Consider the following 23,773-nt stretch of genomic DNA (forward strand, 5'->3'; position numbering starts at 1 on the left):
CGCGCTTGCGGGCCGTTTTTTTTGCATGGCGGCATCGACGCAGTAACAGTTCGCGCCGTCCCCGCATGCCCCCCTGTAGGAGCGGCGTAAGCCGCGACCGCGAAACCCACACGCCGGCGCTACTTCCCGCCAACCGCGGCCTTACGCGGCTGAATCCCCAACGCCTTTTCGATCTGCGCCGGATCGAAGCGCTTGCCGCCCTTGAACACCGCGTCGACCTTGCGGATGTCCTCCATGTCGCGGATCGGGTCGCCGTCGATCAATACCAGGTCGGCGAGCTTGCCCGGGGCGATCACGCCGCGGTCCTTATCGACGCCGAGCACCTGCGACGGGGTCAGGGTCGCCATGCGCAACACCTCGGCGTTGGGAATGCCCGCGCGCGAATAGATCGCCAGTTCCGAATGCAGCATGTAACCGGCCAGTGCATCGGTGCCGGGCAGGATGGTCACGCCGGCGTCGTACAGCGCCTTGAGCAGTCGCATCATCGCCGGGAACGATTGCGCGTAGGCGTGTTCCTCGCCCTTGGGCGCCTTCAACGCACCCCAGCTGAGGTTGCGCTGCGCCTGCGGCGGCAGGCGCGAGGCCACCGTCTTCAAGCCGGGCGGGATTTTGTCGGCCGGATTGCCCGCGAACAGATCCTCTCCAATGCCCATGGTCGGATCGAGCACGGTGTGGTGGCGCTTGAGGAACTCGATGAATTCGCGCACCTCGGGTTTTTCCGGAGGGAACTCGGCGGCGTGCGCGGCGACTTCGGTCAGCCGCTTCATGGTGTGGGTTTCCTGCACGCGCGGATACATGAAGTTGAGTTCGACGAACAACAGGTGCTGCAATTCGTCGGCGCCGCCTTCGATGAATTGCCGCGCCGACATATACGCCGGCACGTGGCCGCTGTAACGCAAGCCGCGCGCGTGGGCGCGATCGGCGATCACCGGCACCAGCTCGGGTTTCAGCGAGGAGTAGCTTTTGATCTGCATGTAGCCGTGGTCGGCGTACCAGTCCACCGCCTTGATCGCCTCTTCCGGCGTGGCGACCAGCATCTTGGTCGGGCCGGCGTAGGGGCCGGGGCCGTCGATGAATCCGGCATACAGCACGCGCGGGCCGATCTCGGTGCCGGCATCGAAGCGCTTGACCTTCTCCAGAAATGTGTCGGTGTTGTTGGCCACGTCGCGCGCGCTGGTGATGCCGTTGGCGATGTCGAGCGCGCCGTCGGCGTCGGAGTAGTGCTTGTGCACGTCCCACAGACCCGGCATCAGGAAACGGTTGCCGGCGTCGAACACTTCGACGTCGGCCGGGGCCTTGATCGCGCTGTCGGCGGTGACCCGCACGATGCGTTCGTTCTCGATCAGCACGCTGGTGTTCGGCGTCACCGTCAGGTCGCGCGGGTCGTACAGGCGCGCGTTGCGGATCAGCAGCGGGCCCTTGGGCGTGTGCGCGAGTTCGCGCGCGAGCTTGAGCGACCACTGCGCCGCGGCGCGTTCCTGGAATTCGATCAGTTTCGGCAAGGCATGCAGATACTCCGGCGCGATCACCGAGACCCAACCGGAGGCCATGATCAAGGCGGCCGTGTTGCCCTGCGCGTCCAGCCATACCGAGCCGGGCGTGTAATCCAGGCCGCTGATCCGATACAGCGACAACGTCGAAGCGCCGTTCTGGGTGGTTACATCGAAGGTGCCGGCAGCTTCCAGCCGCGCCTCGCCGGCCGGCAGCAGCGCCAAGGTGTGATCGGGCGCCTTGAGCAAGGCGCGCGCGAGCACGCCCTGCATTTCCGGCGGCGCGTTAAGCGGCAGATAGAACGCCGGCGCGCTCAGGGCTTTCTCGCCGTTCTCACTGTCGTTCTTCCAGGTCGCCTTGCCGCCGCGCAGGCTGAAACGCTCATGCACCGGCACCTGCAGATAGTTGTGGCCTTCGGCATCGAACTCGATCGGCAGGCCAGCCGCGTCCAGGCGCCAGCGGGTCTTGGTGTGATCGCCGCGGCCGCGATCCTTGAACTGGTATTCGACCCGGGTGCCGCCGTCGGCGGCAGTGTCGACGGTCTGTCCGCCGGCCGGCTTGCCCTGCATCAGCACGGTCTGTTGTTGCTTGCCGGCGGGCGCGGCGATTGCATTGGAAATGCTCAGGGACAGCAACAACGGAACGAGCGACAGCAACAGCGGAGCGGTCGGGCGCATGGAGACCTCGTGGCTTGGCCTGCGGATCGGAACCGGACGTGCGCGACGGGCGCCGCGACAGTCCTCGTGTATAGCCGATCCGCGCCGCCGCGGAATGTGCCGGTGTAAACAAGAAACGGCCCGGGGTCGCCGGGCCGTTTGCTTACGCGAGAACCTGCGGTCGCGGACTCACCACTTGTAGCCGATCTTGAAATAACCGAATGCGCCGTTGAAGCCATACGGCGAGGCGGTGTTGTACGGCAGGTAGTTGCGGGTGCCGCGCACCAGCTTGGATTCGTCCGGGTACTCGTTGAGGACGTTGTCGCCGCCGAGGGTGAACTCCCAGTTGTTCAAGCGATAGCTCGCGGCCAGGTCGAGGGTCCAGCTGGCGCCGAAGGTCTGGTCCTGCAGCGGGTCGCTCGCGTGCAGTTCGGTGAATTCTCCGTAGCGGGTCGCGGTGGCGTTGAAGCCCCAGTTGCCGGTCTTCCAATCGCCGGCAAGGAAGAACTTGTCCTTCGGCGCGCCCTTGGTGATGCGGCCGATCTCGGTGCGGCCGATGCGCACTGCATTGGGGTCGATCGCGGCCAGTCGCGCCGGGTTCGGCGCGATCTTGTCGATCTCGGTCTTGGAGTAGTTGTAGCCAAGGGTGAGGTTGAACTTGCCCGAACTCAGATCCCACGCCTGCGTCGCCACCACATCGATACCTTGCGTATCGGTATCCACCGCATTGGTGAAATAACGCCCGCCGCCGATGCCCGGATAGCCGTTGGCCTGCAGATAATTGCGCACCGCGGTGCTGGTCAGGTTTTCCGACAGCAGGATGCGGTCCTCGACTTCGATCTTGTACGCGTCGACGGTGATGTACAGGCCGTCAGCCGGTTGCAGCACCAGGCCGAGGCTGTAGTTGGTCGATTCCTCGGCCTTGAGCGCTTCCGAGCCCAACGCGACCGCGGCCGGATTGTCGACCCGGAAGGTGCCGATCTCGAACGGCACGCCGCTGATGAAATTGGTCGCGATCGACTGGAAGAACTGCTGCTGCAGCGACGGCGCGCGGAAACCGGTCGAGGCGGTGGCGCGCAACGCGACCTTATCGGTGAAAGCGTAGCGCGCCGACAACTTGCCCGAGGTGGTATCGCCGAAGTCGCTGTAGCTTTCGAAACGCGCGGCCACGCCGGCGGAGAACTTGTCGGTGAAGTCGGTTTCGGCGTCGATGTACGCCGAATAGCTGTGACGGTCGAAGTTGCCGGCATCGCTGGCGCGGAAACCGGAGAACACCTGCGCGCCGGGAATGATCTGGCCGTTGGACGCCGGCACGCCGCCGTTGGCGTACGACAGCGGCTCGCCGGCGCGTTCGGAGAATTCTTCGCCGCGCCACTCCGCGCCCCAGGCGAAGGTCACCGGGTATTGCCAGCCGAAGTCGACCGACTTGGTGAAGTCCAGGTTGAGCACGTGCTGGGTGACTTCGAGCGCGCCGGCGTAGAAGTTGGTCGGCGAGGTCGGGCCGAGGCTGCGGTTGAGGGTGTTCTCGATGTCGAAGGTCAGGCCGTTGTGGCCGTAGTTGTAGCTCAGGTCGATCTGGGTGCCGCCGGCGGTTTCGCTGCGCAGGCCCACCACCGCGGCGCGGTCCTTGCTGATGTTGTGGATCTGCGGCAGGAAACCGTTGGGATAGATCGACGGGATGTTGCGCGGATCGCCGGCGAAGCGGAAGTAACCGTTGGAGAGCACGTCGCGCTTGCTGTAACTGCCGAACGAATAGAAGGTCAGGTAATCGGTCGGACTGTATTCGCCGTTGTACGAGATCGCGCCCTGATCGATTTCGGGATCGCCGTAACGCTGTTCGACCACGCCCTGGAACGGACGCGCGCGGTTGGTCTGGTCCTGATGGCCGCCTTGCGCGGCCAGATGCAGCTTGCCGTTTTCGCCGAGTTTGAAACCGGCGTCGCCGGACAACTGGTACTGCTCGCCGTCGCCGGCGCTGTACTGGCCGTAGCGCGCGGCGATGCTGCCGCCCGAATCGCTGCCCTTGAGCACGATATTGACCACGCCGGCGATCGCGTCGGAGCCGTACTGGGCCGAGGCGCCGTCGCGCAGCACTTCCACGCGTTCGATCGAGGCGATCGGGATCGCGTTGAGATCGACCGGCGAGGAGCCGCGGCCCTGGCTGCCGTTGAGATTGATCAGCGCGGTGGTGTGGCGGCGCTTGCCGTTGACCAGCACCAGCACCTGATCGGGCGCGAGGCCGCGCAACTGCGCCGGACGTACCGCGTCGGTGCCGTCGGTGATCGCCGGGCGCGGGAAGTTCAGCGAGGGCAGGGCGCGGGCGAGGGCGCTGGCCAGTTCGACCGTGCCGGTGGCTTCCAGGGTTTCGGGGGTGATGATGTCGATCGGCGCGGTGGACTCGGCCACGGTGCGGTCGGACACGCGGGTGCCGGTGACGATGACCTGATCGAGGGTCTTGGGATCGCTGCGCGCAGCGGGGTCCTGGGCCTGGGCGGCGGACGCGGACAGGGCGAGCAGCAGGCCGAGGGCCAGGGGATGGCGCGGACCGGCTGGGGTGCGGCGGACGGGCATGACGACTCCTTGCAGGGGGATGACAGCGATGTCATTGGGTTTAACACGGTTCTAACAAGTCGGTCAATAAAGCGGCCAGGATCTGGCTAACGCAAGTAGTCAAAAGGTGCTAGGCGTCTTGGATTCGGGATTCGGGATTCGGGAAGCGGGAAGCGGGAAGCGGGAAGCGGGAAGCGGGAAGCGGGAGAGCAAGGGCGGTTGCGGCGCGATCAGGTCGATTACTGCGTCTTGGGGCAAAGGGCGTCGTTGCAGTTGCGCCACGACGTCCGCGGATTCGCTTTTGCTCGTCATTCCCGCGAACGCGGGAATCCAGTGACTTGAACGTAGGTCCAGGACGCGACGTCGTCTCCGTTGTCTCGTCAAAGTCACTGGATTCCTGCGTTCGCAGGAATGACGGCATGTAAGTACGCAGCAGTCCGATCCCGCGTCCCCCGCTTTTGCCAATCCCAAATCCCAAATCCCAAATCCCAAATCCCGGCCCAATAAAAAACGCCGGGCCGCAACAAACGCGAACCCGGCGTCCGGAAGAAGAAGCGCGGCGCGCGGCCGCGACGCTCAGCTGATCAGCGCGCCGCCGTCGACGTCGATCACCGTGCCGGTGACGAAGGCGTTGTCGATCGCGAACAGGTAGGCCGAGGCGATTTCGTCGGCGCTGCCGACCCGGCCGACCGGCAGCCGGTCGCCGACCCGCGCCAGCATCGCCATGCGCGCCATCGGCTCCAGGCCGTTGTAGCCGTCGCTGTCGGTCAACCCGGGGCTGACCGCGTTGACCCGCAGCGGCGCCAGTTCGCGCGCCAGCACCTTGACGCTGGCTTCCAGCGCGGCGTTGATCAGGGTGCGGCCGAGCGCGCCCGGGGTGGCCTTGCGCGCGACGATGCCGGTGGTCAGGGTCACGCTGCCGTTGCGGCTCAGATAGGGCAGGGCCAGCTGCACCGCCTGGATCGAACCCCACAGCTTGCGTTCGAACGCCAGCCGCACCTCGTCCAGGTCCAGCTCGGCCAGGCGCAGGCCCGGCGAGGGCGCGTTGGCGGTGATGACGAGATGGTCGATCTGGCCGGCGTGGTCGAACAGGCGGCGCAGGCTGTCGGTGTCTTCGAGCAGGGCCTGATGGGTCTCGATGCCCGACTTGGCCAGCGGCCGCAGGTCTTGCGCGGTGGCTTCCAGGCCCGCCAGATCGCCGCAGGCGAGCATCAGCTCACCGCGGCGGCGCGACAAACGTGCCGACACCGCACGGCCGATGTTCGACTGCGCACCGATCACCAGACTGCGGACGATCGGCGCGGGGCTCAGACGGACATGGGCTGCGCTCATGGCGTGGCTCGGTTTACGAAGAATGTGCCTATCCTGCGCAACGGTCGGAAGTGGATGAATCAGACGCGTCCGAAATGTGCCCATAACTTCCTAAATGAACACGGCGACGCCCATACCGTGGCGTTTGTGTGGGACGCCGCTGCTAAGATGCCCGCGCTCAAGGTGATCGCCGACACGGTTCGGCGATTGAAACGGGAATCCGGTCGCGTCGCTGTCGTTCGTCAGCGCGCTCAAGCCGGAGCTGCCCCCGCAACGGTAGGCGAGTAGACGTAGCGCAATCGGCCACTGTGTCTCGACACGGGAAGGCGCGTTACGGAAGAGGCGGCATCGCTCGGTCCAACAACGACCGCGCCGGCCGCGCTTCGCTCGCAAGCCCGGAGACCGGCCCGGAGCGCGAACCGACAGGCGGTGGGCCGGTCTCGGGCGTCGTGCCTCCGCGCGTGCCCGCGTTGCATCCCCCGCATGTCACGACCCTGTCTGGACCGCGCGGGTGAGGCGCGGCCGTGGAGACCTGCCAGTGACTTTGCGTACCCGTTCCTTTTCCTGCCTGCGAGGTGTGCCGTCGCCGGCGTCCACCTTGCGTGCGCATGGCGTCAGCCATGCTGCGACCGTCGGCGTCAGCCATGCCGCGACCGTCGGCGTCAGCCTTGCCTTGAGCCTCTGCGCGCTGCCCGCGTTCGCCGCGCCCGCCGCGGTCGACCTGGATCAGGTGATAGTGACCGCCACCCGCACCGCGCAGACCCAGGACGCAACCCTGGCGGCGGTGACCGTGATCGATCGCGATGAGATCGACAGGCGCCAACCGTCCTCGCTGCCTGATCTATTGCGCGGCACCCCGGGCGCTTCGCTGGCCAACAACGGCGGCGCCGGCAAATCGACCTCGCTGTTCCTGCGCGGCACCGAATCCGATCACGTGCTGGTGCTGATCGACGGCATCAAGATCGGCTCGGCGACCAGCGGCGGCGCTTCGCTGCAGGACATTCCGGTCGAGCAGATCGAGCGTATCGAAATCGTGCGCGGGCCGTTCTCCAGCCTGTACGGCTCCGAGGCGATCGGCGGCGTCATCCAGATCTTCACCCGTCGCCCGCAAGGCCCGTTCGCGCCGAGTTTCGGCGTGTCGATCGGCAGCAACGCGACCCGTCGCGCGAGCGCCGGCGTGGCCGGCAAGGGTGAGCGCGGCTGGTATTCCATCAACGCCGCGCACGAACAGACCGACGGCATCAACGCCTGCCGCGGCAAGCCTTCGCCGGGCGGCGCGGGCTGCTTCACCAACTCGCCCGACCGCGACGGTTATCGCAACAGCTCACTGACCATGCAGGGCGGCTATCGCTTCAACAATCACTGGGACGGCGAAGCGCGCCTGTTCCGCGCCGAAGGCAACAACCGCTACGACGGCAGCCAGAACAACGAGGCCGACAACGTCCAGCAAGTGGCCGGCGCCAAGCTGCGCTACAAACCCAGCGAGCGGGTGACCCTGACCGCCAACGCCGGGCGCAGCGCCGACCTGAGCGACACCTACAGGAACGGCAAGTATTCGAGCACCTTCGATACCCGTCGCCAGCTGGGCTCGGTGCAGGGCGATTTCGGCATCGGCGCGGGCCTGTTGAGCGCCGGCTTCGATTGGCAGCGCGACGAAGTGGAAAGCAACACCGCCTACGCGCGCGACCGCCGCATCCTGCGCGGCGCCTTCGCGCAGTGGCAGCAGAGCTTCGGCGCGCACGCCGTGCAGGCCAGCCTGCGCCGCGACGACGACAGCCAGTTCGGCGGGCAAACCACCGGCAGCGCGCTGTGGGGCTGGGACCTGAGCGAATCGCTGCGGCTGACCGCGAGCTACGGCACCGCGTTCAAGGCGCCGACCTTCAACGAGCTGTATTACCCCGGCTTTGGCAACCCGCAGGTGCAACCGGAAACTTCGCGCAGCGTCGAAGTCGGCCTGCGCGGCACTCACGGCGCGCAGCGCCAGCACGTGTGGTCGCTCAACGCGTTCCAGACCCGGGTCGACGATCTGATCGCCTACGACGCCTCGATCGGTGCGCCGGGCAATGTCGACCGCGCGCGCATCCGCGGCCTGGAAGCGGTGCTCGATACCCGTCTGGCGCAGTGGGACCTGCGCGCCAGCGCGACCTGGCTGGACCCGCGCAACGACAGCCCCAACGCCTATCGCGACAACTATCTGCCGCGGCGCGCGCGGCAGAGCGCGCGGGTCGATGCCGATCGCCGTTTCGACATCGATGGCGCATCGTCCTGGTCGCTCGGCGCCAGCGTCTACGCCGCCGGCGAGCGCTACGACGAACTGGCCAATACCCGCCGCCTGGCCGGCTACGCTCTGACCGATCTGCGCCTGGGCTATGCCATCGACACGGCCTGGAGCCTGCAACTGTCGGCCAACAACGTCTTCGATCGCCGTTATGAAACCGCCGCCTTCTACAATCAACCCGGTCGCAACTATCTGTTGAGTCTGCGTTACCGCCCCTCCCGCTGACGGATCAGCATCCCGCCGGCCGCCCGCGCGGCCGGTTCGCAACGAGAGAGCCGCCGATGAACCTTCCGTCCCGACCCGCGCAATACGGCCTGTTCGCGGCCCTGCTGACGCTGATGCTCGCCACCCGCTTCCATCATTTCGGCGATGCGCTGCATCTGCCCGATGCCTCGATGGCGGTGTTCTTTCTCGGCGGTCTGTATCTGCGCCGGCATGCGGCGTTCGTCGGCTATCTGCTGGCGGCGGTGGCGATCGACTACATCGCGATCACCGGCCGCGGCCTGAGCTTCTTCCAGCACTACTGCGTGACGCCGTCGTATGCGTTCCTGCTGCTCGCGTACGCGGCGCTGTGGTACGCGGGCCGGATGTACGCGCCGCACATGGCGGCGCGGCCGCGCGCCTTGCTCGGCGGGCTCGGCGTGGCCTTGCTGGCGGCCAGCGTGTCGTTCCTGATTTCCAACGGCGCGTTTTATTGGTGGGGTGGACGTTATCCGCAGCCGCATTTCGCCGAGTACATCGAGCGGGTGTGGAAGTGGGGCCCGCTGTTCGTGCGTACCACGCTGGGCTATATCGCCGCGGGTTTCCTAGCGCATGCGCTGATCGCGCGTTACGCGCGGCCCCGCGACGCGCGTCCGCTGGCCGGGGCTTGATCGTCCCGGCCGCGTTCGTGCCGTCGTTGGCGGCGTCGTTGGCGGCGTCGTTGTTCGAACCCGATCTTCACGGAGCCTGATATGTCGACGATCGATCCCGTTGTTTTCACTGGACTGCCGCTGCGTTCGCGCATGGCCCAGGCCGGCGCCGGCCTTGCCCTGGCGGTGCTGATGATCTGCACGCGCGGCCAGCACTTCGCCACGGTCGATGCCTTGCCGAGCGCGTCGTGGGCGGTGTTCTTCCTGGCCGGCGCGCTGCTGCGGCCGGGCTGGATCTTCCCGGCCTTGTTCGTGCTGTCGTCGCTGCTGGATCTGGCCAGCCTGGCGCTGGGCCGGGTCACTGACTGGTGCCTGTCGCCGGCGTACTGGGCGCTGGCCCTCGCCTACGGCACGTTGTGGCTGGGCGGTCGCTATTACGCTCGGCTGCATCGCGATCACTGGAGCACCGTGCCGCGGCTGGTGCTGGTGTTGCTGGCGACTTCGGTGGTGGCGTATCTGATCTCGAAGGGCGGCTTCTATTTCCTGTCGGGCCGTTATCCCGATGCCTCGCTGGTCGGGTTCATCGACCGGATTCCGCAGTATTACCCGCGCACGCTCGGCACCCTGGCCGGTTACGTCGGCGCCGGTTTCCTCGCCTATGCGGTGGTCCGTTTCGCCCATGTCCGCCAGCGCAGCGGAGCGGCGGCATGAGCGCCGGCAGTGAAGACGGCAAGGATCGCGCCGGTTTTGCCGCGAGCAGCGACGAACGCCATCGCGAGCGCATGCAACGCAAGAAGGAACTGATCGACCGCAAGATCGCGCGCGCGACCATCGAGCGCGGCGTGCTGGTGGTCAACACCGGCAACGGCAAGGGCAAGAGTTCGTCCGGGTTCGGCATGCTCGCGCGCTCGCTGGGCCATGGCTTCCAGTGCGGCGTGGTGCAGTTCATCAAGGGCAGTTTCTCGACCGGCGAGGAAGCGTTCTTCCGCCGTTTCGAGGAACTGGACTATCACGTGATGGGCGAGGGCTTCACCTGGGAAACCCAGGACAAGGAGCGCGACATCCGCGCCGCGCAGGCGGCCTGGGCGATCGCCGCGCGCATGCTGGCCGATCCGGGTTACGACTTCGTCCTGCTCGACGAATTGAACATCGCCCTGGCGCATCGCTACATCGCCCTGGACGACGTGCTCGCCGCGGCCGCGGCGCGTCCGCCGCAACAGCACGTGGTCATCACCGGACGCGGCGCGCCCGATGCGCTGATCGAAGCGGCCGATACCGTGACCGACATGCGCGTGGTCAAGCATGCGTTCAAGGCGGGGATCAAGGCGCAGAAGGGGATTGAGTTGTGAAGCCGGGATTAGGGATTGGGGATTCGGGATTCGAAAAAGCGGATGCGTCGGCATCTGCCGTTGCTTCTGCTAATCCCCAATCTCGAATCCCCAATCCCGCGGGCGGCAACGCCCGTTGCCCGACCCTGCTCGTGTCTGCTCCCGCCTCCGGCCAAGGCAAGACCAGCGTCACCGCGGCGATCGCGCGCTGGCATTCGCGGCAAGGACGACGCGTGCGGGTGTTCAAGACCGGGCCGGACTTTCTCGATCCGATGGTGCTCGAACGCGCCAGCGGTCACTGCGTGCAGCAGCTCGATCTGTGGATGTGCGGCGAAGCCGACGTGCGCGCGCGTCTGCATGCGGCGGCGGGCGAGGCCGATCTGATCCTGATCGAAGGGGTGATGGGCTTGTTCGACGGCAATCCGTCGAGCGCCGATCTGGCCCAGGCCCTGGGCGTGCCGGTGCTCGCGGTGATCGACGGATCGGCGATGGCGCAGACCTTCGGCGCGCTCGCCACCGGTCTGGCGCGTTATCGCGAGGGCCTGAAGGTGTATGGCGTCGCCGCCAACCGCATCGGCAGCGCGTATCACGCGCAATTGCTGCGTGAGAGTCTGCCGGATGATCTGCGCTGGCTCGGCGCGTTGCCGCGCGATCCGGCGCTGGCCTTGCCCGAGCGCCATCTGGGTCTGGTCGCGGCGGGCGAACTGGGCGACCTCGATGAGCGTCTGGATGCGCTTGCCGATGCCTGGGCCGCGCACGCCGATGCCGAATTGCCGCCGCCGGTGGAGTTCGCCGCGAGCGAGCCCGTGCAAGTGCCGCCGCTGCTGCAAGGCCGGCGCATCGCGATCGCCCGCGATGCCGCGTTCTGTTTCGTGTACCCGGCCAATCTGCAGCTGCTGATCGACGCGGGCGCCGAGTGCATCGCGTTTTCGCCGATCGCCGGCGACAGCCTGCCCGACTGCGATGCGGTGTGGTTGCCGGGCGGTTATCCTGAACTGCATCTGCCGGCGCTGTCGGCCAATACGGCCTTGCGCGAGGCGCTGCACGCGCATCGCGATGCGGGCAAGCCGATCCTCGCCGAGTGCGGCGGTCTGTTGTATGCGCTCGATTCGTTGAGCGATCGCGAAGGCAATTCCGGCGCAATGGCCGGCCTGTTGCGCGGCCATGCGCAGATCCAGCCGCGGATGGTCGCGCTGGGCCTGCAATCGGTGGAACTGCGCGAAGGCGTGCTGCGCGGGCATACCTTCCATTACGCCCAGGCGCAGATCGAGGCCGCGGCGATCGCGCAATCGACCAACCCCAACGGCGGGCCGAGCCGTGAAGCGCTTTATCGCGACCAGCGTCTGAGCGCGAGCTTCGTCCACTTCTATTTTCCGTCGAACCCGCAGGCCGCCGCGCGCTTGTTTCTGCCATGAACGCCGCGTCGCTGTCGGCCACGATGCTGTGCGGCGTGTTGCTGGACGCCTGGCTCGGCGAGCCGCGGCGGCTGCATCCGTTGATCGGTTTTGGCCGCCTCGCGCGCGCGCTCGAAAGCGCCTTGCATGCCGACAGCCGCGCTCGCGGGATCATGGCCTGGCTGCTCGCGGTGGTGCCGTTGAGCGCGGCCGCGTGGTGGCTGCAGCGCAACCTGTTCGCGTATTCGTTCTGGCTGGGCGCCGCGTACGCCGCGTTCGCGTTGTATCTGGCGATCGGCCTGCGCAGCCTGGACGAACACGCCGCGCCGGTGGCGGCGGCGTTGCAGGCGGACGATCTGGCCGGCGCGCGCGCGGCGGTCGGACGCATCGTCAGCCGCGATGTCGATGCGCTCGATGGCGAACGCGTCGCCGCGGCGGCGACCGAATCGGTGCTGGAAAACGGCAGCGACGCGGTGTTCGCCGCGTTGTTCTGGTTCGCCGTGCTCGGCCCCGCCGGCGCGGTGCTGTACCGGCTCGCCAACACCCTGGACGCGATGTGGGGCTATCGCACGCCGCGTTATGAACGTTTCGGCTGGGCGGCGGCGCGGGTCGACGACGTGCTCAACCTGATACCCGCGCGTTTGACCGCGCTGACCTATGCCGCGCTCGGCGACACCGCGACTGCGTGGCGTTGCTGGCGCATGCAGGCGCGGCACTGGGACAGCCCGAACGCCGGACCGGTGATGGCGGCCGGCGCGGGTGCGTTGCGGGTTCGGCTGGGCGGCGCGGCGCCGTATCACGGTGTGTGGGAAACACGGCCGCTGCTGGGCGAGGGCGATGCACCGAGCGCGGATTCGATTCGTGGCGCGTTGCGTCTGGTGAAGCGCGGCGTGGCGGTCTGGGTGGGTCTGTTCGTGCTGGCGGTCTGGACGGGCTGGGCCTACGCGCATGTCTGAGCCGCGACCGGGCTTGTCGAGCGAACGGATCGGTTCATCCCGAGGTTTTTTGTGGTCGGGGCTTTCAGATTCGACGGTTTTCAGTCGCAACGCGGCGGCTCAGTGGACAGCGGCGAGGCCGAAGCCGCGCCCACGAAAGACGTCGCGACATTCGCAAGGAACCCGTCGCAATGCTTGAACACGGCGGCCGCTTGTTGCGCGCGGCACGGCAGTACGGCATCGCCGTGCAGGATTGGCTCGACCTGTCCACCGGCATCAATCCGGTGGCCTGGCCGGTGCCCGAGATTCCCGCGCGCGCCTGGCATCGGTTGCCCGAAGACGACGATGGATTGATCGATGTCGCCCGCGCTTACTACGGCGCCGAATCGCTGTGGCCGGTCGCCGGCTCGCAGGCGGCGATCCAGGCGTTGCCCGAATTGCGCGCGGCCTCGACCGTCGGCGTGCTTGCGCCGGGCTATGCCGAACATGCGCAGGCCTGGCGGCGTTGCGGTCATCGGGTCGAACTGCGCGGCGCCGCGCAGTTGATCGCGCAGGCCGACGATTTCGACGTGATTGTGCTGATCCATCCCAACAATCCCGGCGGTGAGCGCTTCGAACGCGCGGCCTTGCTCGACCTGCACGCGCGGCTGGCCGCGCGCGGCGGCTGGCTGCTGATCGACGAAGCGTTCATGGACGCCACGCCCGAACTGAGCCTGTGCGGCGACAGCGCGCGCGAAGGATTGATCGTGCTGCGCTCGGTCGGCAAGTTCTTCGGCCTGGCCGGCGCGCGCGCCGGTTTTGTCTGCGCGAACGACGCTTTGCTGCAAGCGCTGCGCGAACGGCTCGGCCCATGGGCCGTCACTGGCCCGACCCGACATGCGCTGCGGCACGCGCTGGCCGATCGCGAGTGGCAGGCGGCGATGCGCGCGCAGTTGCTCGCGCAAGGTGAGCGACTGGCCGCGTTGCTGAGCGCGCGCGGCCTGCCCGCCAGCGGCGGCTGTGCATTCTTCCAATGGCATCGCAACGATGAGGCGCTGGCGTTGCACGAAGCATTGGCTCGTCGCGGGGTGTTCACCCGCTATTTCGAACAGCCGCGCAGTCTGCGTTTCGGCCTGCCGGGCGATGAAGCGCAATGGCGGCGGCTCGCCATGGCGCTGACCGAGGTCATGCACGAGAGGGCGTCCTCATGACAGCGCGGGTGCTCATGGTCCAGGGCTGCACCTCCGACGCCGGCAAGAGCGCGCTGGTGACCGCGCTGTGTCGCTGGCTGCATCGGCGCGGGGTCGCGGTGGCGCCGTTCAAGCCGCAGAACATGGCGCTCAATTCGGCGGTGACCGCCGACGGCGGCGAGATCGGCCGCGCCCAGGCGGTGCAGGCGCAGGCGGCCGGGCTGGCGCCGCATACCGACTTCAATCCGGTGCTGCTCAAGCCCAACAGCGACACTGGCGCGCAGGTGATCCTGCACGGCCGCGCGGTCGCCAACATGGACGCGCGCGGCTACCACGACTACAAGCGCATCGCGATGGACGCGGTGCTGCAGTCGCATCGGCGCTTGATCGAAAGTTTCGACGCGGTGGTGGTCGAAGGCGCGGGCAGTCCGGCCGAGATCAACCTGCGCGCCAACGACATCGCCAACATGGGCTATGCCGAAGCGGTCGACTGCCCGGTGCTGTTGATCGCCGACATCGACCGCGGCGGCGTATTCGCGCATCTGGTCGGAACGCTGGCCTTGCTGTCGGACAGCGAGCGCGCGCGCGTCGCCGGTTTCGTCATCAACCGTTTTCGCGGCGATATCGCCTTGCTGCAACCGGGCCTGGACTGGCTGGAGCGCGAGACCGGCAAGCCGGTGATCGGGGTGTTGCCGTACCTACACGGCCTGCATCTGGAAGCCGAGGACGCGTTGCCGCGCGAGTACGCGGGCGCTGCGAACGCCGCGGCCGACGAGCGCCTGCGGGTGGCGGTGCCGGCGCTGCCGCGGATCAGCAACCACAACGACTTCGATGCGCTGCGTGCGCATCCACAGGTCGACTGCTGGTTCGTGGGCCCAGGCGAAACCCCGCCGCCGTGCGATCTGATCGTGCTGCCGGGGTCCAAATCGACCCGCGCCGATCTGCAGTGGCTGCGGCGCAACGGCTGGGCGACCGCGATCGCGCGCCATCTGCGCTACGGCGGCAAGGTGATCGGCATTTGCGGCGGATTGCAGATGCTCGGCCAGCGCATCAGCGATCCGCTGGGCATCGAAGGTGAGCCCGGCAGCGACGACGGCCTGGGCTGGCTGGAGCTGGACACGGTGCTGGAACCGGAAAAGCAATTGCGCAATGTGCGCGGCCGGCTGAACCTCGACGACGCCGCGGTCAGCGGTTATGAAATCCACTGCGGTGTCAGCACCGGCGCCGCGTTGCAGCGGCCGTGTCTGCGTTTCGACGACGGCCGCGCCGACGGCGCGATTTCTGCCGACGGCCGCATTCTCGGCAGCTATGTGCACGGTCTGTTCGACGAACCCGAGGCCCTGGCGGCGCTGTTGCGCTGGGCCGGCTTGGCGCAGGCGCAGCCGCTGGACCTGCGCGGCCTGCGCGAAGCCGCGATCGATCGCCTCGCCGACACGGTGCAGGCGCATCTGGATATCGCCCGGCTGGAAGCCCTGTTCGGATTGGAGGCCGCATGCACAACCTGATTCTCGGCGGCGCGCGCTCGGGCAAGAGCGCCTTGGCCGAACGCCTGGCCATGCCGTACACGGACGTGGTCTACATCGCCACCGCGCAGGCACGCGATGCCGAGATGGGCGAGCGCATCGCCCATCATCGCGCGCGGCGACCGATCGAATGGGGCTGTATCGAAGAACCCATCGCGTTGGCCGCGACCTTGCGCGCGCACGCGGCGCCGGGGCGCTGCGTGTTGGTGGATTGCCTGACCCTGTGGTTGAGCAATCTGCTGGGCGATGCGGATGCGAACGCGTTCGAGCGCGAACGCGATGCGTTGTTGGCGACCTTGCCCGGATTGGATGGCTGGGTGCTACTCGTCAGCAACGAAGTCGGCCTCGGCGTGGTGCCGATGGGCGAATTGACCCGCCGCTATGTTGACGAAGCAGGGCGCCTGCATCAGGCGCTGGGCGCGTTGTGCGAACGGGTGGTGTTCGTCGCCGCGGGCTTGCCGCTGGTATTGAAAGGGCCGGCGCTGTGAGCGCGGGACGCAACAAATCGCACGGGAGCCAAGCAGTGAACGAGCCAGTATCGAACCCACGGACCCACGCCGCGGACGCATGGTGGCTGCGGCCTTGCAAACGTCCCGATGCGGACCTGCAGGCGCAGGCGCGCGCGCGTCAGACGCAGTTGACCAAGCCGCCGGGATCGCTCGGCGTGCTCGAAGACCTCGCGGTGACCCTGGCCGGTTTGCAACACACGCTCAGCCCCGCGGTCGACCGGGTCTGGATCAGCGTGTTCGCCGCCGATCACGGCGTCGCGGCCGAGGGCGTGTCGGCGTTTCCGCAGGCGGTGACCGGCGAGATGCTGCGCAACTTCGCCGGCGGCGGCGCGGCGATCGCGGTGCTCGCGCGCGCGCTCGACGCGAGTCTGGACGTGGTCGACCTGGGCACGGTCAACGATCCCGGCGTTGTAGCCGGTGTGCACCGGGCGGTGATCGCCGCGAGCACGCGCAATTTCTGCGAAGGCCCGGCGATGAGCGAGGCGCAGTTGCGCGCCGCGCTCGGCGCCGGCGCCGCCAGCGTGCGCGCCGCGCTCGATGCCGGCGCGCAGTTGTTCATCGGCGGCGAGATGGGCATCGCCAACACCACCTCGGCGGCGGCGTTGGCCAGCGCCTTGTTGCGGCGTTCGCCGTCCGATCTGACCGGCGCCGGCACCGGCCTGGATGCGGGCGGCATCGCCCACAAGATCGCGGTGATCGAACGCGCGCTGGCCCTGCATGCGCCGGCCGAAAGCGATTGGGAACGGCTGCGCCGGCTCGGCGGTTTCGAGATCGCCGCATTGACCGGCGCGTACGTGGCCGCGGCCCAGGCCGGTTTGCCGATCTTGGTCGATGGCTTCATCGCCAGCGTCGCCGCGCTGGCCGCGCAACGGCTCAATCCGGGCTGCGGCGAGTGGCTGCTGTACGCGCATCGCTCGCACGAACGCGGCCACGCCGCGGTGCTCGAGGCCCTGCGGGCGCGGCCCTTGCTCGATCTGGGCATGCGCTTGGGCGAGGCCAGCGGCGCGGCGATGGCGGTGCCGTTGCTGCGTCTGGCCTGCGCGCTGCACAACGGCATGGCGACCTTCGCCCAGGCCGGCGTGTCCGGATCCAGTCACGAACCGGCCGCGCAACAGGCATGATGTGGCTCCCGCGATGAGCCCTCGCATCGCCATCGATCGCGCACAAGGAAAGGAGCTGCGATGAATTCGTCCACCACCACTCATATCGATCTGCTGCGGCACGGCGACACCGGCCACCGCAGCTACCGCGGACAGCTCGACGACGCCTTGCTCGAACTGGGCTGGCGGCAGATGCGCGATGCCGTGCTCGGGCGCGAGTGGGATGCGATCGTCAGCTCGCCGCTGCAGCGCTGCGCGGCGTTCGCGCAGGAACTGGCGCAGTCGCGCGGCCTGCCGTTGGCGCTGGAACCGGCGTTGCGCGAATACCATTTCGGCGAATGGCAGGGCCGCACGGTCGATGCCATCGCCGCCGACGAAGGCGAAGCGCTGGCGCGGTTCTGGGCCGATCCGGTCGCGCATCCGCCGCCGGGCGCGGAGCGCTTCGTCGATTTCGCCACCCGCCTGACCGGCGCGGTCGGCGACTTGCTGCGCACCTACCCGGGCCGGCGCGTGCTGGTGGTGACCCACGGCGGCGTGATCCGTCTATTGCGCTGTCTCGCCGCGGGCCGGCGTTACACCGACCTGCTCAATATCGATGTCGCGCACGCCTCGCTGCATGCCTTGCCGTGGCCGCCGAAACCGGCGCGCGACGCGGTCGATGCGCCGCGCAGCGATGACGCCCGCCACGATGCGGTACGGGCCGATCCGGTCGACGGCTGATGCAGGCCTTGCTTGCCGCGATCGGTTTTCTGACCCGGATTCCGGTGCCGGCGCGGGTGTTCGAACAAGCGCGCGCGCAATCGCGCTCGCTCGTCTGGTATCCCGCGGTCGGGTTGTTGATCGGCGGCTTTCTGTGCGCGCTAGCCTGGGCGTTGCAGACGCGCCCGCCGCTGCTGTCGGCGGCGTTGTTGCTGACGGCGTGGGTCGCATTGACCGGCGCCCTGCATCTGGACGGTCTGGCCGACAGCGCCGATGCCTGGATCGGCGGCATGCGCGCCGATCCGGTCGCGAGCCGCGAACGCACATTGGAGATCATGAAGGATCCGCGCAGCGGGCCGATCGGTGTGGTCGCGGTGGTGCTGGCGCTGCTGCTGAAATTCGCCGCGTTGGCGAGCCTGCCCGCGCCGGCATGGGCCGCGCTGTTGCTGGCGCCGGTGCTGGCGCGCACTGGGTTGACCCTGGCATTCCTGTTGCTGCCGTACGTGCGCAGCGGCGGTCTTGGTCAGGCGCTGGTGGATGCGCCACGCACGGCGTGCTGGCTCGCGCTCGCGATCGCGGTGGGCGGCTGCGCGTTGGCCGGTTGGCGCGGCGGCCTGGCGGTCGCGGTAGCGGCGGTGGTGTTCGCGATCTGGCGCCGGGCCTGCCTGCGCCGTCTGCAGGGCATGACCGGCGATGCCTGCGGCGCCTTGACCGAACTCGTCGAAGCGGCGGTGTTGATCGCGCTGGCGTTGTCGTACTGAAGCGCCGGGTTGGGCGGGCGAGGGTGGGGCGCGAAAGCGCAAGATAGGAACCGCCGCCGCGTCGGCGGTCTGCGAACCTGAGCCTCGACCCATCACCCACCCGTAAGGAACGAGCGCATGCCTCCCGTCAAGGATCATCCCGTTCGAGCCGCCGCGCCGGCCGCTTCCGAAGCCGTCGACAGCGCAGCGCCTGGTGCCGACGATCGTGTCCACGAACCCGCGCCCGATCGCGCCGGCCCCGCGCTCAAGGCCGGCACCCGCGACGCCCATCAGCGCCGCATCGAACGCGCCGTGGCGCTGATCGAGCACGCCATCGCGCGCGGCGAAGACCCGCCCGAGCTCGTCCGTCTGGCCGAAGCGGCGTCGTTCTCACCGTTCCATTTCCATCGCGTGTACCGCGCGATGACCGGCGAGACCACCGGCCAGACCGTGGCTCGTCTGCGCCTGCTGCAAGGCCTGCGCCTGCTCGCCAGTGCCGATCGCAGCGTCACCGACGCCGCGTTGGCGGTCGGTTATCAGACTCCGCAGGCGTTCACCCGCGCCTTTCGCCAGGGCGTCGGCGGCACGCCGAGCGAACTGCGCGCCGAACCCGAACGTCTATGGCGCGAGATCGATCGCCTGTCGCTGCCGCCGGATTCGGGTGTCGAGCCGTCGCCGCCGTTGCGGGTGGAAGTGGTCAGCGTCGATCCGTTTCAGGTGGTGACGCTGCGCGTGACCGGCGCCTATCCGGAACAGAACCAGGGCTATGGCCGTCTGTTCGGCTGGGCCGCCGAACACGGTTTGCTGGACGCGTTGAACGGGCTGTACGGCGTGCCGGTCGACGATCGCCGCGACGTGCCGCCGCAAGCCTGCGTATTCGATTGCATGCTCGCCCTGGGCCGTCCGTTCCGGATCGAAGCGGGCAGCGGCCTGGGCACGATGCGATTGGGCGGCGGCCGCTATGCGCGCGTCCGCCATGTCGGCGCCTTCGACGGACTGGAGGCGTTGACCGATGCGCTGCTGGCGCACTGGTTGCCTGGCAGCGGCGAACGCTTGCGCGATGCGCCGCTGCATCACGAATACCTCGACGATCCCGACGAAGTGCCCGAAGCGCTGCTGCGTACCGACATCTACCTGCCGCTGCAGGGCTGAAGCTTCCGCCCACGCAAGACGTCGGGATACGCGCGCGCCATCACGCGCCTATCGCGAAAAACTCAAGCCCCGGCCGCTTCCAGCCGCGCCTCCAGCTCCGCGACCTTCGCTTCCAATGCCGCCAGACGCTCGGTCAGGGCCGATTGCGATCCGCTGCCCGAACCCGCGTCGTCGCCGGACGACGACACACTGCCGTTCCACACCGGTTCGCCGCTGAGCAGATGCCCGTAACGATCCTCGCGCTGGCCGGGCTGGCGCCCGAGCAGGCGCACCAGCGGCGGTTGATGCTGGGCGAGGCGTTCCAGCGCGTACTGCACGTCGCCGACCGAATCGAACTTGGCCATGCGTTCGCTGCGCGACAGCAGTTCGTTGACGGTCTGCGGACCGCGCAGCATCAGCAGCGCGATCAGGATGGTCTGCGGCCGGGTCACGTCGAGCGCGGTGGTGGCGCGGTGGGCGTAACGTTCCGCGCGCGAATGATGCTGCGACTTGATCCAGCCGCGCGGCTCCAGCCGGCGCAGGGCGTTGGCGACCTCGCCGGGTTCCAGCTGCATGGTCGGTTCGCGCGAGGTCTTCTGATTGCAGGCGGTGACGATGGCGTTCAAGGTCAGCGGGTACACGTCGGGCGTGGTCGCTTCCTTTTCGATCAGGCAGCCGATGACCCGCGCCTCGACCGCGCTGAGTTGCGGCGCGTTGTTCTCGGGCGTGCTGTCGGGCGTGTTCGGGGTGCCGGACGGCTCATTGCTGGTCGGATCGATGTCGCTCATGGTCGTTGGGTACTGAAGAAGGGCGGGCTCAGACTAACCGATTGCGTGGTCGGGTTCGGGACGGCGCCGGCTCACGCCAGCGCCGTCGACGGCGGCAGATTGCGCGCGCCGCGGTACACCGGCGCGGCCAGCACCATCTCGGCCAGGCTGTGCGCCAGCTCGCGCTCGGCCATCACCGCGCCGTCGGCGCCGTGCTGGAGCAGATGCTTGACCTCGTTGTCGCTGTGCGCGCGCGCGACGATGCTCAGCGCCGGATTGAGTTCGCGCAGCTTGGCGATGATCTCGCCGGCTTCCAGCGCCTGCGGAATCGCCAGCATCACCGTGGTCGCGCGCTCGGGCACCGCTTCGCGCAGCACCCGCTCGTTGACCGCGTTGCCGAGGATCGCCGGATGCCCGGCGGCGCGTGCCTTGTCGATCAGGCTGTCCTCGCCGTCGATGACCACCAACGGCACGTGGTGATCGGTGAGCAACCGCGCCAGCTCGCTGCCGACCCGGCCGTAGCCGATCAGGATCACGTGACCGCTGATATCGGCCGGCACCGGCGGCACCGCCGCGTCGGCGCGCGCATCGGCTTCGGCCGCGTCGGCGCGCGCCTGCTTGCGGTCGAGCCAGCCGAACAGCAACGGGTTGACCACGATCGACAGCAACGCGCCGGCCAGGATCAGGTCCTGCCCGTCCTTCGACAGGATGCCTTCGTCGATGCCGAGCTGGGCCAGGATGAAGGAGAACTCGCCGATCTGCGCCAGGCTGACCGAGATCATCAGCGCGGTCGAGTTCGGCTTGCCGAACGCGCGCACGATCGCGTACGCCGCCACCGACTTGCCGATCACGATGATGCCGAACACCGCCAGCACTTCCAGCGGCTTCTCCAGCAGGATCATCGGGTTGAACAGCATGCCGACCGAGACGAAGAACAGCACCGCGAACGCTTCGCGCAGCGGCAGGGTTTCGTTGGCGGCCTGATGGCTGAACTCGGATTCGTTGAGCATCATCCCGGCGAAGAACGCGCCGAGCGCGAACGACACGCCGAACAGTTCGGCCGAACCGAACGCCACGCCCAGCGCGATCGCGAGCACGCACAGGGTGAACAACTCGCGCGAACCGGTGCCGGCCACGCGTTCGAGAATCCACGGAATCACCCGCCGGCCGACGATCAGCATGAAGGCGATGAAGGCGCCGACCTTGGCCAGGGTGATGAACAACTTGCTCCACACTTCCGAGGCTTCGCCGGCCTCGCCCTTGAGCAGGCCCGACAGCGCCGGCAGCAGCACCAGCGCGAGCACCATCGCCAGGTCCTCGACGATCAGCCAGCCGATCGCGATGCGGCCCTTGGTGGTTTCCAGCAACCGCCGCTCCTCCAGCGCGCGCAACAGCACCACGGTGCTGGCGACCGACAAGGCCAGACCGAACACCAGTCCCGCGCCATGCGACCACCCCAGCAACTCGGCCATGCCCCAACCCAGCGCGGTCGCCACCGCGATCTGCACGATCGCGCCCGGCAAGGCGATGGCTTTGACTTCGAGCAGATCGCCGAGCGAGAAATGCAGGCCGACGCCGAACATCAGCAGGATCACGCCGATTTCGGCCAATTGCGGCGCAAGGGTCTGGTCGCCGACGAAGCCGGGCGTGAAGGGGCCGGCGATGATGCCGGCGATGAGGTAGCCCACCAGCGGCGACAGCCGCAGGCGTTGCGCGATCATTCCGAAGATGAAGGCCAGGACGAAGCCGGCTACCAGAATCGCGATCAGGGACGTGTGGTGCATCGGCTCTCCTGTGGTCTGGTCCTTTTAAGAATGTGTGCTGAGCCGGCTGGATGCAAGCCTTTCTCGTTTGGCGAGTCGTCGCAAATGATTGTTTCTGCGACATTTTCCGCGCTCGGCCGTCGGTCGGCGAAGATGCGTCGACGGCGTCCGCGTCCCGGCCCAGCGGGCTTCAGACCGCCGTGGTCGGCGATGGTTCACGCGCGCCGTACGAGTTGCGCCGACGGCGACGAATGCATGAACAGCGATTCAGTCGCGCGGCGTCGGATGATGCGCGCGTCGGCGATTTGCGCGAAAGCGAAGATCGCGAAGTCGGGTGGGAGGGGGTTCGACTGCCGACGCTTTTCTTTCAGCTCGCCGAGTGGATGAAAGACGTCGCAGCTGAAAGTGCATCCCTACGAAAGCCTAACTAATCGGCCCGCTGCCTTGTTCGGCGTCAATCGACGGATCACTCAACGATTCGGTCGACTTCACCGCGGCGCTTATGGCTGGCGCTGATTAACGGAACGTGGACGCACGGGCGATAGCATCGATCGGTGCAAGCAGAACTTCCGATCGAGAGAGGAATTGCCATGCGCCATCTGACGACTGAAATCGGCGGCGTCGAGATTTTTTATCGGGAGCACGGTCCGGCCGATGCACCGGTACTGCTGTTGCCGCACGGCTACCCGTGTTCTTCTTTTCAATACCGCAACCTGATGCCGGCCCTGGGCGATCGCTGGCGCACGATCGCCGCGGATTTCCCCGGATTCGGTTACAGCGGCACGCCCGATCCCTCGCGATTCGGCTACGACTTCGACGCCTATGCGGATTTTCTGGCGAAGTTCGCCGACCGGCTCGGGCTGACGCGCTACGCGCTGTGGCTGCACGACTACGGTTCGCAGATCGGATTGCGCCATGCGATCGCGCATCCGCAGCGGATCGCGGCGTTGATCATCCAGAACGGCGACATCTACGAGGATGCGCTCGGCCCCAAGTACGCGACCATCAAGCGCTACTGGGCGGACCGGTCGCCGCAGAATCGCGAGCCATTGCAGGCGGCGGTCAGCGAACACGGCTTTCGCGACGAATTCATCGGTGAAGTCGATGCCGATGTCGCCGCGCGGGTCACCCCGGATCTGTGGAAGTTGCATTGGCCGCTGATGGACACGCCTGTGCGGCGCGAGGCGATGGTCGGCTTGATGGACAAGCTGGAGGCCAACCTCGATTGGTTCCCGCGCTATCAGGCCTACTTGCGCGAGCACAAGCCGAAGACCTTGATCGTGTGGGGCCCGAACGACGGCTACATGCCCGCCACCGCGGCCCGCGCCTATCTTCGCGACCTGCCGCAGGCCGAACTGCATTTGCTGGAGGGCGCAGGTCATTGGCTGCTCGAAACCCATTTCGATCAAGCTGTGCCGCTTGTTCGCGATTTCCTGCGGCGGGTTCCCGGCTGAGTTTGGCGAGCGCATGAAGAAAGCCCCGCTGTGCGCGGGGCGGGTCGGTGTCTGCGACATGTGGCGCGCGGATGAGGGGAAAGTACGGGAGGCGGCGTCTCGGCCGCCCCCAGTAACCTCATCG

At 67.7% G+C, this 23,773-nt stretch carries 19 protein-coding genes and 1 riboswitch; of the genes, 14 read left to right on the forward strand and 5 right to left on the reverse strand.

Features of this window, described 5'->3' with window-relative positions; genetic code table 11:
* Positions 1 to 119 precede the first annotated feature (119 nt).
* The 3 genes from AC3A4T_RS11890 to AC3A4T_RS11900 form a co-directional block, all read right to left on the reverse strand.
* The gene (locus tag AC3A4T_RS11890) at positions 120 to 2,168 is read right to left on the reverse strand and encodes an amidohydrolase family protein (RefSeq protein ID WP_487675567.1); all 2,049 of its coding nucleotides are present in this window, start codon (positions 2,166 to 2,168) and stop codon (positions 120 to 122) included.
* 168 nt (positions 2,169 to 2,336) lie between these two features.
* Complete coding sequence (locus AC3A4T_RS11895) at positions 2,337 to 4,718, reverse strand: TonB-dependent receptor plug domain-containing protein (protein ID WP_487675568.1); 2,382 nt, start codon at positions 4,716 to 4,718, stop codon at positions 2,337 to 2,339.
* Between the two features lie 555 nt (positions 4,719 to 5,273).
* A complete protein-coding gene (locus AC3A4T_RS11900; RefSeq protein ID WP_487675569.1) occupies positions 5,274 to 6,029 on the reverse strand; it encodes an SDR family oxidoreductase in 756 nt (251 codons plus the stop codon).
* A 143-nt stretch (positions 6,030 to 6,172) separates the two neighbouring features.
* Positions 6,173 to 6,433: riboswitch (cobalamin riboswitch) on the forward strand.
* A 248-nt stretch (positions 6,434 to 6,681) separates the two neighbouring features.
* Between AC3A4T_RS11900 and btuB the strand changes: the two genes are divergently transcribed.
* From btuB to AC3A4T_RS11965, 13 genes are all read left to right on the forward strand, one after another.
* Complete coding sequence (btuB, locus tag AC3A4T_RS11905) at positions 6,682 to 8,511, forward strand: TonB-dependent vitamin B12 receptor (RefSeq protein ID WP_487675603.1); 1,830 nt, start codon at positions 6,682 to 6,684, stop codon at positions 8,509 to 8,511.
* 56 nt (positions 8,512 to 8,567) lie between these two features.
* Complete coding sequence (locus tag AC3A4T_RS11910) at positions 8,568 to 9,158, forward strand: hypothetical protein (RefSeq protein ID WP_487675570.1); 591 nt, start codon at positions 8,568 to 8,570, stop codon at positions 9,156 to 9,158.
* An 81-nt stretch (positions 9,159 to 9,239) separates the two neighbouring features.
* Positions 9,240 to 9,848: a hypothetical protein gene (locus AC3A4T_RS11915; RefSeq protein WP_487675571.1), complete on the forward strand. Its 609-nt coding sequence runs from the start codon at positions 9,240 to 9,242 to the stop codon at positions 9,846 to 9,848.
* A complete protein-coding gene (gene cobO / locus AC3A4T_RS11920) occupies positions 9,845 to 10,486 on the forward strand; it encodes a cob(I)yrinic acid a,c-diamide adenosyltransferase (RefSeq protein ID WP_487675572.1) in 642 nt (213 codons plus the stop codon). Before AC3A4T_RS11915 ends, cobO begins: the two co-directional genes overlap by 4 nt.
* Positions 10,487 to 10,572: 86 nt before the next feature.
* Complete coding sequence (locus AC3A4T_RS11925; protein WP_487675604.1) at positions 10,573 to 11,880, forward strand: cobyrinic acid a,c-diamide synthase CobB; 1,308 nt, start codon at positions 10,573 to 10,575, stop codon at positions 11,878 to 11,880.
* On the forward strand, positions 11,877 to 12,815 hold the full coding sequence (cbiB, locus tag AC3A4T_RS11930; RefSeq protein WP_487675573.1) for an adenosylcobinamide-phosphate synthase CbiB: 939 nt from the start codon (positions 11,877 to 11,879) through the stop codon (positions 12,813 to 12,815). Before AC3A4T_RS11925 ends, cbiB begins: the two co-directional genes overlap by 4 nt.
* Before the next feature lie 170 nt (positions 12,816 to 12,985).
* The gene (gene cobD / locus AC3A4T_RS11935; protein ID WP_487675574.1) at positions 12,986 to 13,984 is read left to right on the forward strand and encodes a threonine-phosphate decarboxylase CobD; all 999 of its coding nucleotides are present in this window, start codon (positions 12,986 to 12,988) and stop codon (positions 13,982 to 13,984) included.
* Positions 13,981 to 15,468: a cobyric acid synthase gene (locus tag AC3A4T_RS11940; protein WP_487675575.1), complete on the forward strand. Its 1,488-nt coding sequence runs from the start codon at positions 13,981 to 13,983 to the stop codon at positions 15,466 to 15,468. Before cobD ends, AC3A4T_RS11940 begins: the two co-directional genes overlap by 4 nt.
* Positions 15,456 to 15,974 (forward strand): bifunctional adenosylcobinamide kinase/adenosylcobinamide-phosphate guanylyltransferase, encoded by a 519-nt coding sequence (cobU, locus tag AC3A4T_RS11945; RefSeq protein WP_487675576.1) that lies wholly within the window; start codon positions 15,456 to 15,458, stop codon positions 15,972 to 15,974. The genes AC3A4T_RS11940 and cobU overlap by 13 nt, the downstream gene beginning before the upstream one ends.
* A gap of 35 nt (positions 15,975 to 16,009) precedes the next feature.
* A complete protein-coding gene (gene cobT / locus AC3A4T_RS11950) occupies positions 16,010 to 17,116 on the forward strand; it encodes a nicotinate-nucleotide--dimethylbenzimidazole phosphoribosyltransferase (protein WP_487675577.1) in 1,107 nt (368 codons plus the stop codon).
* 60 nt (positions 17,117 to 17,176) lie between these two features.
* Positions 17,177 to 17,815, forward strand: coding sequence for a histidine phosphatase family protein (locus tag AC3A4T_RS11955; RefSeq protein WP_487675578.1), 639 nt, complete (start codon positions 17,177 to 17,179; stop codon positions 17,813 to 17,815).
* Entirely contained in the window at positions 17,812 to 18,555 is a 744-nt protein-coding gene (locus AC3A4T_RS11960; protein WP_487675605.1) for an adenosylcobinamide-GDP ribazoletransferase, read from the forward strand. The genes AC3A4T_RS11955 and AC3A4T_RS11960 overlap by 4 nt, the downstream gene beginning before the upstream one ends.
* Before the next feature lie 117 nt (positions 18,556 to 18,672).
* On the forward strand, positions 18,673 to 19,686 hold the full coding sequence (locus AC3A4T_RS11965) for an AraC family transcriptional regulator (RefSeq protein ID WP_487675579.1): 1,014 nt from the start codon (positions 18,673 to 18,675) through the stop codon (positions 19,684 to 19,686).
* A gap of 62 nt (positions 19,687 to 19,748) precedes the next feature.
* Here the strand turns inward: AC3A4T_RS11965 and AC3A4T_RS11970 are convergent, their stop codons facing one another.
* A complete protein-coding gene (locus tag AC3A4T_RS11970) occupies positions 19,749 to 20,453 on the reverse strand; it encodes a YceH family protein (RefSeq protein WP_487675580.1) in 705 nt (234 codons plus the stop codon).
* 71 nt (positions 20,454 to 20,524) lie between these two features.
* Positions 20,525 to 22,216: a YbaL family putative K(+) efflux transporter gene (gene ybaL / locus AC3A4T_RS11975; protein ID WP_487675581.1), complete on the reverse strand. Its 1,692-nt coding sequence runs from the start codon at positions 22,214 to 22,216 to the stop codon at positions 20,525 to 20,527.
* Positions 22,217 to 22,785: 569 nt separating this feature from the next.
* On the opposite strand from ybaL, the gene AC3A4T_RS11980 reads away from it, so the two are divergent.
* The gene (locus AC3A4T_RS11980; RefSeq protein WP_487675582.1) at positions 22,786 to 23,649 is read left to right on the forward strand and encodes an alpha/beta fold hydrolase; all 864 of its coding nucleotides are present in this window, start codon (positions 22,786 to 22,788) and stop codon (positions 23,647 to 23,649) included.
* Positions 23,650 to 23,773: the final 124 nt, after the last annotated feature.

The sequence above is a fragment of the Lysobacter sp. Soil_N_51 genome (assembly GCF_057655755.1).

Bases quoted from the DNA above. Each gene is read 5' to 3' on its own strand.
- AC3A4T_RS11970 (WP_487675580.1), bottom strand. From the start codon at position 20,453: ATGAGCGACATCGATCCGACCAGCAATGAGCCGTCCGGCACCCCGAAC.
- AC3A4T_RS11955 (WP_487675578.1), top strand. From the start codon at position 17,177: ATGAATTCGTCCACCACCACTCATATCGATCTGCTGCGGCACGGCGAC.
- AC3A4T_RS11940 (WP_487675575.1), top strand. From the start codon at position 13,981: ATGACAGCGCGGGTGCTCATGGTCCAGGGCTGCACCTCCGACGCCGGC.
- AC3A4T_RS11980 (WP_487675582.1), top strand. From the start codon at position 22,786: ATGCGCCATCTGACGACTGAAATCGGCGGCGTCGAGATTTTTTATCGG.
- AC3A4T_RS11965 (WP_487675579.1), top strand. From the start codon at position 18,673: ATGCCTCCCGTCAAGGATCATCCCGTTCGAGCCGCCGCGCCGGCCGCT.
- AC3A4T_RS11915 (WP_487675571.1), top strand. From the start codon at position 9,240: ATGTCGACGATCGATCCCGTTGTTTTCACTGGACTGCCGCTGCGTTCG.
- cobU (WP_487675576.1), top strand. From the start codon at position 15,456: ATGCACAACCTGATTCTCGGCGGCGCGCGCTCGGGCAAGAGCGCCTTG.
- AC3A4T_RS11890 (WP_487675567.1), bottom strand. From the start codon at position 2,168: ATGCGCCCGACCGCTCCGCTGTTGCTGTCGCTCGTTCCGTTGTTGCTG.
- AC3A4T_RS11910 (WP_487675570.1), top strand. From the start codon at position 8,568: ATGAACCTTCCGTCCCGACCCGCGCAATACGGCCTGTTCGCGGCCCTG.
- ybaL (WP_487675581.1), bottom strand. From the start codon at position 22,216: ATGCACCACACGTCCCTGATCGCGATTCTGGTAGCCGGCTTCGTCCTG.
- cbiB (WP_487675573.1), top strand. From the start codon at position 11,877: ATGAACGCCGCGTCGCTGTCGGCCACGATGCTGTGCGGCGTGTTGCTG.
- AC3A4T_RS11895 (WP_487675568.1), bottom strand. From the start codon at position 4,718: ATGCCCGTCCGCCGCACCCCAGCCGGTCCGCGCCATCCCCTGGCCCTC.
- cobO (WP_487675572.1), top strand. From the start codon at position 9,845: ATGAGCGCCGGCAGTGAAGACGGCAAGGATCGCGCCGGTTTTGCCGCG.
- cobD (WP_487675574.1), top strand. From the start codon at position 12,986: ATGCTTGAACACGGCGGCCGCTTGTTGCGCGCGGCACGGCAGTACGGC.
- AC3A4T_RS11900 (WP_487675569.1), bottom strand. From the start codon at position 6,029: ATGAGCGCAGCCCATGTCCGTCTGAGCCCCGCGCCGATCGTCCGCAGT.